Raw genomic sequence first — 14,193 nt, 5'->3', positions numbered from 1 at the left:
CGGGGGAGCCGAGCGCGGGCGAGGCGGAGCCGTGACTCGAGACGAACAAGGCGAGCTGGTCGAGGCGCTGCGCACCACGCTGGTTGAACGTGATCGCCTGCGGCGCATCAACTCCCAGCTCTCGGCCCGGCTCAGCGAGCCGATCGCGATCGTCGGCATGAGCTGCCGGTTTCCCGGCGGGGCGCGGAATCCGGAACAGTGGTGGCAGCATCTGACGGCCGGAAACGACGCCATCACCGACTTCCCCGACGACCGCGGCTGGGATCACGACTCCCGGGCCGAGCGCGGGGACTTCCCACACGTGGGCGGATTCCTGGAGGGCGCACTGGATTTCGATCCCGAGCTGTTCGGTATCTCCCCCCGCGAGGCGCTGGCGATGGATCCGCAGCAGCGGCTGCTGCTGGAGGCATCGTGGGAGGCAGTGGAATCCGCGCGGATCGCACCCTCGGCGCTGCGCGGCTCGCAGACAGCCGTCTTCGCCGGGGTGATGTACCACGACTACGCCGACCGGCTGCCCTCGGTGCCCGAACGCGTGGAGGGCCATCTGCGCACCGGCAGCCTGGCCAGCGTCGTCTCGGGCCGCATCGCCTACGCGCTCGGGCTGCACGGTCCGGCCGTGACCATCGACACCGCCTGCTCCTCCTCGCTGGTGACGATGCATCTGGCCGCACACGCGCTGCGCGGCCAGGAGTGCACGCTGGCGCTGGCCGGCGGGGTGACCGTGATGGCGACGCCCAAGGTGTTCGCCGAATTCGCCCGTCAGGGCGGCCTGGCCCCGGACGGTCGCTGCAAGGCGTTCTCCGACGCCGCCGACGGAACCGGATGGTCCGAGGGTGTGGGAATGCTGGTGCTGGAACGGCTTTCCGACGCACAGCGCAACGGACACCGCGTGCTGGCGGTGCTGCGCGGGTCGGCGGTCAACTCCGACGGGGCCTCCAACGGGCTGACCGCGCCCAACGGCCCCGCCCAGCAGCGGGTGATCCAGCAGGCCCTGGCGGCCGCGCGGCTGGAGCCCGGGGATATCGACGTCGTCGAGGGGCACGGCACCGGGACCAGGCTCGGCGATCCGGTGGAGATCCAGGCCCTGTTGGACACCTACGGGGCCGGTCGCACTCGGCCGCTGTGGCTCGGGTCGGTGAAATCGAATCTCGGTCATACCCAGGCCGCCGCCGGGGTGGCCGGTGTGATCAAGACCGTACTGGCCATGCGGAACGGACTGATCCCACCCACCCTGCACGTGAATCGGCCCTCGTCGCATGTGGATTGGTCCGCCGGCCCGGTGCGCCTGGTCACCGCGGCGCAGCCGTGGCCGCGGACGGATCGGCCGCGGCGGGCGGCGGTGTCGTCGTTCGGGATCAGTGGCACCAACGCACACGTGATCCTGGAGCAGGCCCCGGACGAGCCGGAACCGGCACCGGCCGCGCGACCGGATGCCGTCCCCGTGCTCTGGGCGGTGTCCGGTCTGGACGAGCGCTCGGTCGAGGCACAGGCCAGGCGGCTGGCCGATCATCTGCGTGCGCACCCGGAGGCGACCACGGGCGATGTCGCGGTGTCCCTGGCGACCACGCGGACCGCGTTGTCGCACCGCGCGGTCGTGGTCGGCAGTGGGCGCGAGGAACTGCTCGATCGACTGGACGCATTGGCCACGGATACCGCTGTTCCGGGTGTCGTGCGCGGTATCGCCGCCCCGAAGGTCAAGACCGCCTTCCTGTTTCCCGGACAGGGTTCGCAGGCGCTCGGCATGGGCAGGGAGATGCATCGCCGATATCCGGTGTTCGCGGCGGCATTCGATGAGGTGTGCGCCGCCCTGGATCCGAAACTGGACCGACCGATCCGCGAGATCATGTGGGCGGCACAGGATTCACCCGATGCGGCAGAGCTGGATCGCACCGACCGCACCCAGGCGGCGCTGTTCACGATCGAGGTCGCACTGGCGCGCCTGCTCGAATCCTGGGGTCTGACGGCCGATTACTTCCTCGGCCACTCCATCGGGGAGGTGAGCGCGGCCTATCTGGCCGGGGTGTGGTCGCTGGCCGACGCTGCCACGCTGGTGGCCGCGCGCGGCCGGTTGATGCAGAGCCTGCCGCCGGGCGGGGCCATGCTCGCCGTCGCGGCCGACGAGCCGACGGTGGCGAATTTGATGGCCGCGCATCGCGGACGTCTGGCCATCGCCGCGGTAAACGCCCCGGCGGCCGTCGTCGTCTCCGGTGACGAACAGGCGGTGGTCGCGGTCGCCGAGCGCGCCACCGAGCGCGGCATACGCACCCGGCGGCTGCGGGTGAGCCATGCTTTCCACTCTCCGCGCATGCGTCCCATCCTCGACGAGTTCGCCGCGGAGTGTGCCGGGCTGACCTTTCGCAAGCCCAACCGCACGATCATCTCCGATCTCACCGGCCACCCGGCCGATCCCGACGACCTGCGCACCCCTCGATACTGGGTGCGCCACCTCGCCGAATCCGTGCGCTTCGCCGACGGTGTGCGATGGCTACGGGACCAGGGCCGCGTCACGCTGTTCCTCGAGGTCGGGCCCGGTGCGGCTCTGACCGCGCTGGCCACCGAATCGGCCGGCGCGGCAACGCTGTCCGCGCTGCTGCGGCCGAACCGAGCAGAGCCGGATACGGTGGCCGAGGCGGTGGCGCAGGCGTACACGGCCGGCGCCCGGATCGACTGGGCGGCACTCACACCGGGCGCCCGGCCGATCGACCTACCCACCTACGCGTTCGCGCACCAGCGTTTCTGGCTGGATCCCGAGACCCGGGCCGACGTGGCCGCCGCGGGTCTGACGGATGTCGATCATCCGCTGCTCGGCGCGGTGGTCCAGGGTCCCGGAGATGCCGACACGGTATTCACCGGTCGATTGTCGCTGCGGAATCTGCCGTGGCTGTCCGACCATCGGGTCGGTGACCGGATTCTGGTTCCCGGAACGGTATTCGTCGAGCTGGCGTTGCGGGCAGCGCAGGAGGTGGGCTGCGCTCGTATCGCGGAGCTGGTGATCACGGCGCCGCTGCGGCCCACCGACGAACCCGCGCAACTCCAGGTTCGAGTGGGGCGCCGCGACTCCGCGGGCCACCACACCGTGACGATCCACTCCCGGATCGGCGACGGTCCGTGGACCACCCACGCCGAGGGCACGCTCGCACCGGCCTTCGAAATCCCTGCCGCCCAAGATCACCCGTGGTCATCTCGGGGCGCGGCACTGATCGATGCCGAGGCGCTGTACGACCGACTAGAGGACTCCGGCCTGCGGTACGGCCCCGCTTTCCGGGGACTGCGCGAAGCGTGGCGGGATGGTGCGGATCTCGTCGCGCACGTGAATATTCCGGAGGAGACCGATACCTCCGGATATCTGATCCACCCCGCGCTGCTCGATGCGGCCCTGCACGTTCTGGCGGCCGAACTGACGGCGGACGCCGGTGGGATGGACACCCCGCGAGTTCCTTTCATCTGGCGCGGTGTCGAACTCGCCGCGATCGGCGCGACCGATGTGCGAGTACGTGTGTCGGCCGACGCGAACGGGCGGCTCGGCGTGCGTCTGACCGACCCTTCCGGCAGCACCGTCGCGACGGTCGAGACGCTGGAACTGCGTGCGGCCCAACCCGGCAGCGCACCGACCACCCGGCGGGCCGAGCCGGTCTATACGGTGAATTGGATCCCGTTGCGTGACAAGTCCGCTGGGCTGAGTCCGGTCCATTTACGGTTCCATGACGCACCGCGTCATCCACCCAACGGCGAAATCATCGGACGCAACGGGGACGCTCCCGGCGTCGCCCAGGACGTTGTGGTCCTGCCCGTGGCGTCCGAACCCGATTCCGTCGAATCGACAGCGGCCGAATCGGTGTCGCCCGCGATGGTCCACGACGAACTCACCGACGTACTGCACCGCCTGCGGCACCTGCTCGTAACCGACTCCGCAGCGGTCGTCGTCCTCACTACGCGCGGCGCGGTCGCCACCGAATCGCTCGCCCAGAGCCCAGATCCGATCGCCGCGGCCGTCTGGGGAATGGTGCGAAGCGCACAGTCCGAATATCCGGAGCGAATACTTCTCCTGGATCTGGACCCGGCGAACACGCCAACAGAATCTCCGGACAGCTTGGGATCACTCGTCGCCCGCGCGCTGGCAACCGGCGAACCACAGCTCGCGGTGCGTGGCGGTGATCTCTATGCCCCACGCCTGCAACGTATCCGCGTCCAGTCCGGCCCGGATCTGCTGCGCGCGGAGCACTGGCGCCTGACCGCGACCGAACGCGGCACACTCGACACGATCGGCGTGCGCCACGCCGAGCCGGTGTCGGCCCCCTTGGGGCCCAACCAGATTCGGATCGCGATGCGCGCGGCCGGTGTCAACTTCCGCGACGTGCTGATCGGGCTCGGCCTGTATCCCGACCCGGAGACGGCACTGGGTGGCGAGGGGGCCGGCGTGGTACTGGCCGTCGGCGACGCGGTCACCGATGTCGCGCCGGGTGAGCGGGTTTTCGGACTGTTCGACGGCATCGGGTCGATCGTGACCACCGATCATCGTCTGGTGGTGCGCATTCCGCCCGAATGGTCGTTCGCCGAGGCTGCCTCGGTGCCGGTGGTCTTCCTGACGGCCTACTACGCTCTGGTCGAACTGGCCCGGATCCAGGCGGGCGATACCGTCCTGATCCACGCCGCTACCGGCGGTGTCGGGACCGCGGCGGTGCAGTTGGCGCGGCACCGGGGTGCGGAGGTGTTCGCGACGGCCAGCCGGCCCAAATGGCCGGTGCTACGTCAGCGCGACATCGACGAGGTGCACATGGCCGACTCGCGCAGCCTCGACTTCGAATCGAAGATCATGTCCGCCACCGATGGTCGCGGCGTCGATATCGTGGTGAACGCGCTGGCAGGCGACTTCGTCGACGCCTCGCTGCGACTGCTGCCGCGGGGCGGCCATTTCGTGGAGCTGGGCGTCACCGATGTGCGCGATCCCGGCGCGATCGCGGCGAAATTCCCGGATGTCGACTACCACTCGTTCCTGATCAACCGGGTCGACCCGGACCGAATCCGGCATATGCTGGGCCAACTGCTCACCTTGTTCGCCGACGGCGTGCTCACCGTCCCGCCGATCACGGGATGGGATGTGCGACAGGCCCAGGCCGCGCTGCGGTATGTGGGGCAGGGCCGCCATATCGGAAAAGTGGTCCTCACCTGGCCCGCGTCACTGAACCCCGAGGGCACGGTGTTGATCACCGGCGGGACGGGCATGATCGGCGCGACCCTTGCCCGTCATCTCGTCACCGCCTATGGGGCTCGTGAGCTGCTACTCACCAGTCGAGCGGGTGAATCCGCGCCGGGGGCGAAGGAATTGGTGGACGAGCTCACCGAGCTGGGTGCTCGCGTGCGTGTCGCCGCCTGCGATGTCGCCGATTCCGGTGCCCTGGCAGCACTCCTGGAGACGGTGCGCGCCCCCGTGACCATGGTCGTCCACGCCGCGGGCGCAGTAGATGACGCGCTGTTCCCGGCATTGACCGACGACCACTTCGCACGGGTACTCCCACCCAAAGTCGACGCGGCCTGGCACCTGCATCGTCTCACCGCCCGCGAGGACCTGGCCGGATTCGTCGTATTCTCCTCGGCGGCAGGGGTTCTCGGCACGCCGGGCCAGGCCAATTACGCGGCGGCCAACGCGTTCCTGGACGCGCTGGCCGTCCGGCTGCGGCGATCGGGCGTCCCCGCGACGGCCCTGGCCTGGGGCCTGTGGGAACAGCCCAGCGGGGTCAGCGCCCACCTGGTCGACCGGGATATCGCCCGCATGCGCCGCGCGGGCTTCCGTGCTCTGCGCAGCGATCAGGCGCTGGCGATGCTGGACGAGGCGCTGCGCGACGGAACCCCGGCGGTGGTCCCGATCGGCCTGGACGTCTCCGCGATCGTCGACCCGCCGCCCCTGTTGCACACGCTGGTTCGCCCACACCGCGTGGCGGTGGCGGCTGCCGCACAGCCGGTCGACTTCGCCGCCCGGCTGTCGGGGCGCAGCGCGGCCGACCAGCGCAGGGCACTGCTGGAGATGCTGTCCGAACACGTCGCCGCCGTCCTGGACCATGCCGCCGAACGCGCCTTCGATCCGGAGCAGAGCTTCGCCGATCTGGGCTTCGACTCGCTGACCACGGTCGAGCTGCGCAACCGACTGCGCAAGGTCACGGGCGTAACCCTCACTCCCACAGCCGTCTTCGACTACCCGACGCCCGCGGCGCTGGCCGAACATCTGCGCGCGACGCTCGACCGGCAGACGCCGGACGTGGATCCCGCCCTCGAGCTGGAGCACCGCCTGGACCGCCTGATCGCCGACGGAATCCCCCAGGACCGATTGCGGCGCCTGGTGCACAAGCTCACCGTGGCACTGCACGAGCATGCCGATACCGCCGCGGATCTGATCGAAATCGCGGACGATGACGAGATATTCGACCTCATCGACCGACGCACCGACGGGATGCCCGCATGAGATACACCGGGACGATGGACTACGACGTGGTGGTGGCCGGCGGCGGCTCCGCGGGAGTGGGCGCCGCGGTCGCCGCCACCCGCGCCGGAGCAAAAACGCTGCTGGTGGAGCGCGGCCCCTGTCTCGGCGGTGCGGCGACACTGCGAAATGTGCTGACCTACTGCGGGATCTACACGCGCGAGCAGACGCCACGCCAGGTGGTGTTCGGGGTCGCCGAGGAGGTGCTCAGCGGCCTGCGCGCGCGGGGCGCCGTGAGCCCGCCGACCCGATTCACCTCGGTCACGGTCGTTTTCGATCCCGAATCGGTGAAGGTCGTCCTGGACGAGGTGTGCGAGCGAGCCGGCGTCGAGGTGCGGCTGGACAGTCGGATGATCGCGGCGCACCGCTCCGGCGGCTTGATCGACGCCGTGGAGGTCGCCGACCATCAAGGGATACACCATATTTCGGCGGGTGCGTTCGTCGATGCGACGGGGGAAGCCGATCTGGCAGCCTTCGCCGGTGCGGCGGTCCGCTACGGCAACGACGGCCGGATCCAGAATGGCACGCTGGGCGTGCGTTTCGGCGGTATCGCACCGCAGGCCGAGGTCACTCGCGACATTCTCGCGACGGCCGTCGCCGCGTCCAAGCGCCGGGGCGCGCCGCTGCTGGCCGAGCGCGGTCTCGTTGCCCGCCTGCCCATCTCGGGAGATATCGTCGCCTACATCGTGGACGAGGGATACGACGCCCGCGACGCCCGCGAGCTGACCCGCGCCCAGACGCACGCGCGCGCACAGGCCCAGGCCTACCTCGGGGCGCTGCGCACGATCCCGGGCTGCGCGGACGCCTACATCGTCACCACCGGACCGGAGATCGGCACCCGCGAGTCCCGGCACATCCTGGGCCGCTACCGCCTCACCGAGGACGAGGTTCTCACCGCCGCCCGCCACGACGACGCCATCGCCCTGGGCGCCTGGCCGATCGAATACCACCCCGGCCCGGGCATCCCGCCGCAGTGGCAGTTCATCGCGGACGACCGCCACTACGACATCCCCTTCGGGGTGCTGTGCAGTGTCGACACGGCCAACCTGTTCGCCGCGGGCCGCACGGTCGACGCCGACCGCGGCGCGGGCGCCTCGCTGCGGGTGATGGGCACGGCGTTCGCCACCGGCCAGGCCGCGGGCATCGGGGCCGCGCTGTTCGCGAATCATGCCGCGCTGCCGCAGGTTTCCGATGTACAGCGCGAACTCCTGCGCCAGGGCGCGTATCTCGAACCGCAAACCGTCGATTGAGCCCCTACCGGCGCTCGGCGGCGTGCTCCCGTAACAATCGCAGCATGGCCGTGCGGGCGCGGTCGAAGGCGGCGGTCTCGTCGAGCAGGATGGCGTCGGCCGCCGCGCCCCGTTCGAGGGCGGCGAGTTCGAAGGCGAGCTGGGTGGGATCGGTGTCGGCGGAGATCTCGCCGAGCTGCTGGGCCTCGAGGATGGTCTGGCGATGGAAGTCGTGCCACTGCTGCCACACCGACACGATCGCATCACGCACCCGGCCGGGCCGGGAACCGTATTCAGCGCCGACCGACAGGAAGAAGCACGCACCGTTGGAGTGGGTGTCGTTGCTGGCGTGCTCGATCCAGGCCTCGCACAGGGTGCGCAGGCGGCCGATGCCCGACGGTTGCCGCAGCGCCGGCCCGATCACCGCAGTGATGAACTCGGCCTTGGCCTCCTCGATGGCGGCCAGCTGCAATTCTTCCTTGGATCCGAACAGGCCGAACACACCGCTCTTACTGGCGCCGAGCGCGGTGGCCAGGCGCCCGATCGTCAGGCGGTCCAGGCCCTCGACGGCGCCGACGTGGACCGCTTCGCGCAGTATCGCGCTGCGCGTGTCCTGTCCGCGCGCTTGGCGTGCCCCAGTCATCGGCCGCACTCTCCTTCCGAGCTGTCTTCTACTTCCATGGTAGCCGAACGATCGTTCGCTTCGCCGCAATGGGTGCGGTGAGATTTACTGACGCCCGCCGCGCGGAATCCGCCGAGAGTGTAAGAACCGTCTTGACGAGAGCGCACGGTCGTGCGTTAATTGAGAGCACGAACGTTCGGTCCAAGAGTTCACGGATTCCCTGGTGCGCCCTCCGACGCTGTGAGTCCGACGGCGCTGTGTACCTCGGATGGTTCTTCTCGATGATTGCTCCCGCGACTACATCCGGTAGGTGGATGAATGAGTGACAAGGTTCTGGACGGCACGCGACCGGCGACCGAGCCGCGGCGCGTACTGCTGATCACCTCGGTGGCCACCTTCGTGGCCTTCCTCGACATGTCCGTCGTGAACGTCGCGTTCACGAATATGTACCAAAGTTTCCCCCATTCGAGCCTGTCCACGTTGTCGTGGGTGGTCTCGATCTACGCGGTCTTCTTCGCCGCCGTACTGACCCCGGTCGGCCGTTACGCGGACGTCTTCGGTCGCAAGGCGGTGTTCCTCTGGGCGCTCCTGGGCTTCACCGTCGCCTCGGCCCTGTGCACGATCGCGCCGAGTATCGGATTTCTCATCGCCGCAAGGGCTTTGCAGGGCGTCGCCGCCGGTGCGATGATCCCCGCCGCGCTCGGCCTGGTGCTGGGGGCGTATCCGCTCGAGCGTCGTGTTCAGGCGGTCGCGGTCTGGGCGGCTGTGTCCTCGGCGGCCGCCGCCTTCGGCCCCTCCCTCGGCGGTCTGCTGGTCTGGGCCTGGGACTGGCGGGCGGTGTTCCTGATCAACGTTCCGGTCGGGCTGATCGCATTCGCGCTCGGCTGGCCGTGGGTGCCGGAGATCAAGGCCCAGATTCGCAACCGGCCCGATCCGCTGGGCGCGGCGGCCATCGCGATCGGCGTCGGCGCGTTCGTTATCGGACTCACCCAGGGCAGCGATTGGGGTTGGGGCAGTGCGGCTTTCCTGTGCACCGTGATCGGTGGCGCGGTGCTGGTGGTGCTGGGCATCCTGCGTTCACTGCGCCAAGAGGTGCCGGTGTTCGAGGTGAAGCTCTGGGCCAACCGCAAATTCGCCTCCGCGAGCGCGGTGCAGTTCCTGTTCGGCATCGCCATGTTCGCATGGTTGCTGGCCTGCCCGATCTGGACGATGGTGGTCTGGAAGTACTCGGTATGGGAAGCGGGCCTTGCCAATTCGCCGGGCGCGTTCACCGCGGCCATCGGCGCCGGTATCGTCGGTCGCTCGAAGCATCCGGACATCCAGCGCCTGGCGACCATCGCCGGTGCGGTGCTGTTCGGCGTCTCGGGGGTGCTGTTCGCGGCGCTGCTGCACGCGCAGCCCCGGTTCCTGGCGGTGTGGCTGCCGGTCGGTCTGCTCAGCGGCCTGGCCATCGGCCTGCTGATGACGGCGGTGTCCTCGGCCGCGGCGGTCTCGCTGCCGCAGGACAAGTTCGCCTCCGGATACGGGATGAGCATGACCGCCCGTCAAATGGGCGGCGGCCTGGGCATTGCGGCCTTCGCCGCGGTGACGACGTCGGTGACCACCGGCTGGCTCAACGGTCTGCACGCGGTCTTCTGGTTCGCCGCGGCCATGATGGTCCCGGTGGTGGTGGCGGCGCTGCCGATGACAGGTCCGTCGCAGGCAGCCCCGCCGGAGGTGATCGCCGATCCGTCGATACCCAGGCCCGAACACGCTGTGCCGGACAGCTTGTGATCGAACTCACGGAACGAATTTCACATAACGGATCAGGATAATTCGGACCGACTTGTAGCTTGGGGAGATCGAATACCCAGGCCTTCTCAACAGAATATTTTCCGGCGCCGGGCCGGGCGTATCGAGTAATGGGATACGCCCGGTTTATGGCGTGTGTGGTGTCGATGCCCGGAGTGTCATCCTATGAATTATTTCCGGAAAACCGACTGACTGGCATGTCATATCAAAAATGTTGCGGCAGTGATGCTTTCATCTTCGGAAATAGAACCTGTTGCAGTTTTTTGATGGAGCGGTGTCGCGGCCGCAGGGGCGGCTAATTGTTAACAAGCACGCCCGAAGAAGCGAGATTACTATGTCGGGCGGTGGACGTCGAGGTCTGCCCCTCGAGGTATATCGCTTTGAATGCTCCGGATTTTCCCGGGGAATGATCTGCTAGTCAGGGCGGGGGTACTTCCCATGACAATTATTGGACACCCAACGAAAATCCCGGACAATATTCCGGACCAGGGTGCACGCCCAGCGGGTCCGGGCCGGCAGTGGTCGGTGCGTTCGGCACAGGAGTACCTGCGCCAGGGCGGTACGGCGAGACTGCGCGTCGCGCAGCTGCTCGCGCTGGTGGACGAGCCGATCGCCCTGTGGATCACGGCACGGGTGCTGGATGCGGACCCGGCCGTCGTGCGTTCGATCATCGCCACGCTGACGCGCACGAAAATCGTCGCCTACTGTCAGTTCCGGAACACCGAGATTCGCGACGCGGTCCTGATCGAACTCCCGCTGGCGGTGCGCCAGCGGCTGCATCGCCGCCTGGCGGAGGTGCTGCACGAGTGCGCCGCACCACCCACGCGGGTGGCCCAGCATCTGTTGGGGGCGGGGGAGATTCACCTGCCGTGGGCGGCGTCGGCGCTGCGGGGCGCCGCCGAGGATGCGATCTCCGACGACGAAATCTCTTCGGCCATAGAGTATCTCGAATTGGCGTCGCGGCTCACCGCCGATGACGCCGAGCGGGCCGCGATGCTGTTGATGCTGGCCATGATTCGCTGGCGGCTCAACCCCTCGACATCGAATCGCAGCTTCGGCCGGTTGGTCGCGATAATGCGAGCCGGGAGTATGCCGGTGCAATGTCTGCCCCTTGCGGTGAGGTGCCTGCTGTGGCACGGGCGTTTCGGCGATGCGGTGGTCGCCCTGGAACAGCTGGACACCGCCGCTACCCTGGGCGTGCCGGCCGCCATCGCGGGCCGCACCACCCTGCGCGAGTGGCTGGCCTGCCACTATCCCGGCCTGCTGGGTGAAATCGGGGGAAAGATCAGCTTCACCAGCGAATCCGACCGTGTCGCGACGTTTTTGCACAGCGGATGGCGGGTTGCCGATGCCGATGCGGGCCGCCTGCTGGCCGATGTGTTCATGCACGGAGAGTGTTCGCACGCGATCGTGCGGGCCCGCCGGTTGGTGCGCGCGCACCGGCTCGACGACACCACATTCGGGGCACTGTTGATGGTGCTGGACGCGATGACATACGGCGGCCGGCTGGATTCGGCGGCCTCCTGGTGCGAGTCGCTGATGCTGGAGGCGGCGGCGCGCCGGGCACCGGCCTGGCAGGCGATCTTCGGGATCTGGCGTTCCACGCTGTACGTCCGGACGGGCGAACTGGACGCCGCGATCGACAGCGCCGGTCGCGCACTGGGCCGTGTGCGCGGCGAAAGCTTGGGCACCTATGCGGGTTTGGCCGTCGCGAGTCTGGTGGAGGCGTCGACGGCCGCGGGGCGCTACCGCGAGGCGGCCTCCTATCTGGAGACCAACCTGCCCGAGTCGGTGCTGCAATCCCGTATCGGGCTGCACTTCCGGCGCGCGCGTGGGCGTTATCTGATGGCCGTGGGCGAGTTCGGCGCCGCGGAGGCGGACTTCCTGGCCGTTGGCCGGCGAATGATGGCCTGGCAGATGGATATTCCCGGTGTCGTGCCGTGGCGCAACGACATGGCCGAACTCCACTTGGCCATGGGCGATCCGGGCGGCATGCGAGCGTGGGCGTCCGCGCACATCGGGCATTTACGGGACGCGGCAAGGCATTCCAGCGGCGCGGTGTCGCTGCGTGTGATGGCCGCTGCCGCGTCGCCGCAGCAGCGCGTCGGGCTGTTGCGCCGGGCGGTGGACATCGCGAGCAGTGGCGTCGACACGCTCGAATTGGCCACGGTGCTCAGCGATATGGCCGATGCGTACCGAGAGGTCGGCGAGCGCGACAGGGCGCGTACAGCCGCACGCCGGGCGCTGCGACTGGCCGAGCAGTGCGGCGCCGAACCGCTGCGGGTCCGGCTGACCGGCGCGCGCGAGAGCGTGCTGAAACTGGCCACGTCGGACGAGCATTCCCGCAGGGAAGGAGTCACATTGAGTCAGTCGGAGCTGCGCGTGGCCCGGTTGGCGGCCGCCGGGCATCGCAACCGCGAGATAGCCGGAGAATTGCACATCACCACCAGCACGGTCGAGCAGCATCTGACCCGGGTCTATCGCAAGCTCGCGGTGACGCGACGCGCCGATCTCGCGGTCGCGCTGGACTCCGCGGTCGGCGCGGCGGCGTTCACGGAGGCCGGGTGATGAGCCGCTGGTTGCGACGGCTGGCGCCCAGCGAGGATGCCGCGACTCGGCTGATCTGCTTCGCGCACGCCGGTGGTTCGGCGAACTTCTACCTGTCGCTGGCCAGGGAACTGGGGCCGGGGATCGAGGTGCTCGCGGTGCAGAATCCGGGGCGGGCCGAGCGCTATGCCGAGCCGCGGCTCGAATCCATCGCCGAACTCGCCGACGGCGCGCTGGCCGAGGTGTTCGCGGCGATGGACCGGCCGACCGCGCTGTTCGGGCACAGCCTGGGCGCGGTGCAGGCGTTCGAGGTGGCGCGTCGGCTCGAACGTGACGACGTGCCGGTCACGACGCTGTTCGTATCCTCTCGACGCGCGCCGTCCACGGTGCGGGCCGATGCGGTGCATCGGCGTTCGGACGCCGGACTCCTGGCGGAACTGCGGGCATTGCGCGGTACCGATCCGCGTCTGCTGGCCGATCCGGAGGTCGCCCGGATGCTGCTGGCGGTCATCCGCAGCGATTACACGGCCGTCGAGACCTACCGCTGCGAGCCCGGCGCGCGGGTCCGCTGTCCGATCATCGGATTCGTCGGCGACCGCGACCCGCGCGTCACCCTCTCCGATGTGCGCGTCTGGCGTGACCACACGACCGGTGAGTTCGACGCGCGCGTCTTCGCCGGGGATCATTTCTATCTGGCGGACCGCGTGGGCGACGTCGCCCGGGCCGTGCGCGAGCAGTTGGACGGGGTCCTGGATCGCAGCTAGCGGTGCGTGTCGCCGGGTGGCGTGTATGAGACGGGTGACGCGGGGGCCGGCCCGGGGCGCGCGGCGTATGGCACGGTGGGGTATGCCCCGCAGCCTCTGGTTTGCCGCGACCGTACTACTCGCCTCCCTCCTGACGGCCGCATGCGGATCGAGCGGTAGGCCGAGCTCCGGGGCCGCGAGCAGTACTCCGCCGGTCACGCATCCGTCGCCGGCCCCCACATCCGATCCGGCGGGGGCCGCCCGGGGCGCACGCGGCCGTGTGGTCGTGCTGGATCCAGGTCACAACGGCGGCAACGCCGCGCACCCGGCCGAGATCAACCGCCGGGTGCCCGACGGCCGTGGCGCGATGAAGGCATGCAACACCACCGGCACCGCTGCCGTCGACGGTTACCCCGAGCACGCATTCAACTGGGATATTGCGAATCGGGTGCGAGATATCCTGTCTGCCAAGGGAGTCCAGGTAATCCTGACTCGTCCCGACGATTCCGGCGTTGGTCCGTGCGTGGACGAACGCGCCGCGATCGGCAACCGCGCCGACGCCGCGGCCGTGGTCGCGATCCACGCCGACGGCGCTCCCGGCGCGTCCGCCCGCGGCTTCCACGTCGCCTACTCCTGGCCACCCCTGAACGCCGGCCAATCCGGCCCGTCGGTTCGCCTGGCCACCACCCTGCGCGACACTCTCGCCGCCGCGGGCTTCACCCCCTCCACCTACGTCGGCGCCCACGGCCTGGACCCCCGGCCGGACCTGTCCGGCCTGAACCTCTC

The 14,193-nt window shown here is 69.2% G+C and carries 7 protein-coding genes; 6 read left to right on the top strand and 1 reads right to left on the bottom strand.

What is annotated here, in order from left to right; genetic code table 11:
* The first annotated feature begins 31 nt into the window (after nucleotides 1–31).
* Nucleotides 32–6,457, top strand: a complete 6,426-nt coding sequence (locus JZ791_RS23170; RefSeq protein ID WP_216897304.1) for a type I polyketide synthase — start codon at nucleotides 32–34, stop codon at nucleotides 6,455–6,457.
* Complete coding sequence (locus JZ791_RS23165) at nucleotides 6,454–7,725, top strand: FAD-dependent oxidoreductase (protein WP_216897303.1); 1,272 nt, start codon at nucleotides 6,454–6,456, stop codon at nucleotides 7,723–7,725. Before JZ791_RS23170 ends, JZ791_RS23165 begins: the two co-directional genes overlap by 4 nt.
* A 4-nt stretch (nucleotides 7,726–7,729) precedes the next feature.
* Here JZ791_RS23165 and JZ791_RS23160 read toward each other — a convergent pair whose 3' ends face one another.
* Nucleotides 7,730–8,347 (bottom strand): TetR/AcrR family transcriptional regulator, encoded by a 618-nt coding sequence (locus JZ791_RS23160; RefSeq protein WP_216897302.1) that lies wholly within the window; start codon nucleotides 8,345–8,347, stop codon nucleotides 7,730–7,732.
* Nucleotides 8,348–8,644: 297 nt separating this feature from the next.
* On the opposite strand from JZ791_RS23160, the gene JZ791_RS23155 reads away from it, so the two are divergent.
* The 4 genes from JZ791_RS23155 to JZ791_RS23140 form a co-directional block, all read left to right on the top strand.
* Nucleotides 8,645–10,099, top strand: coding sequence for a DHA2 family efflux MFS transporter permease subunit (locus JZ791_RS23155; RefSeq protein ID WP_216897301.1), 1,455 nt, complete (start codon nucleotides 8,645–8,647; stop codon nucleotides 10,097–10,099).
* Between the two features lie 456 nt (nucleotides 10,100–10,555).
* Complete coding sequence (locus JZ791_RS23150) at nucleotides 10,556–12,685, top strand: helix-turn-helix transcriptional regulator (RefSeq protein WP_216897300.1); 2,130 nt, start codon at nucleotides 10,556–10,558, stop codon at nucleotides 12,683–12,685.
* A complete protein-coding gene (locus tag JZ791_RS23145) occupies nucleotides 12,685–13,428 on the top strand; it encodes a thioesterase II family protein (protein WP_216897299.1) in 744 nt (247 codons plus the stop codon). The genes JZ791_RS23150 and JZ791_RS23145 overlap by 1 nt, the downstream gene beginning before the upstream one ends.
* Before the next feature lie 265 nt (nucleotides 13,429–13,693).
* Nucleotides 13,694–14,193 (top strand): N-acetylmuramoyl-L-alanine amidase (locus JZ791_RS23140; RefSeq protein ID WP_308163051.1); only part of this gene is annotated, 500 nt, incomplete at its 3' end.

It is taken from the genome of Nocardia alni, assembly GCF_019038435.1.
Taxonomy (GTDB): Bacteria; Actinomycetota; Actinomycetes; order Mycobacteriales; family Mycobacteriaceae; genus Nocardia; species Nocardia alni.
This window is presented reverse-complemented; position numbering and strand designations above follow the sequence as displayed.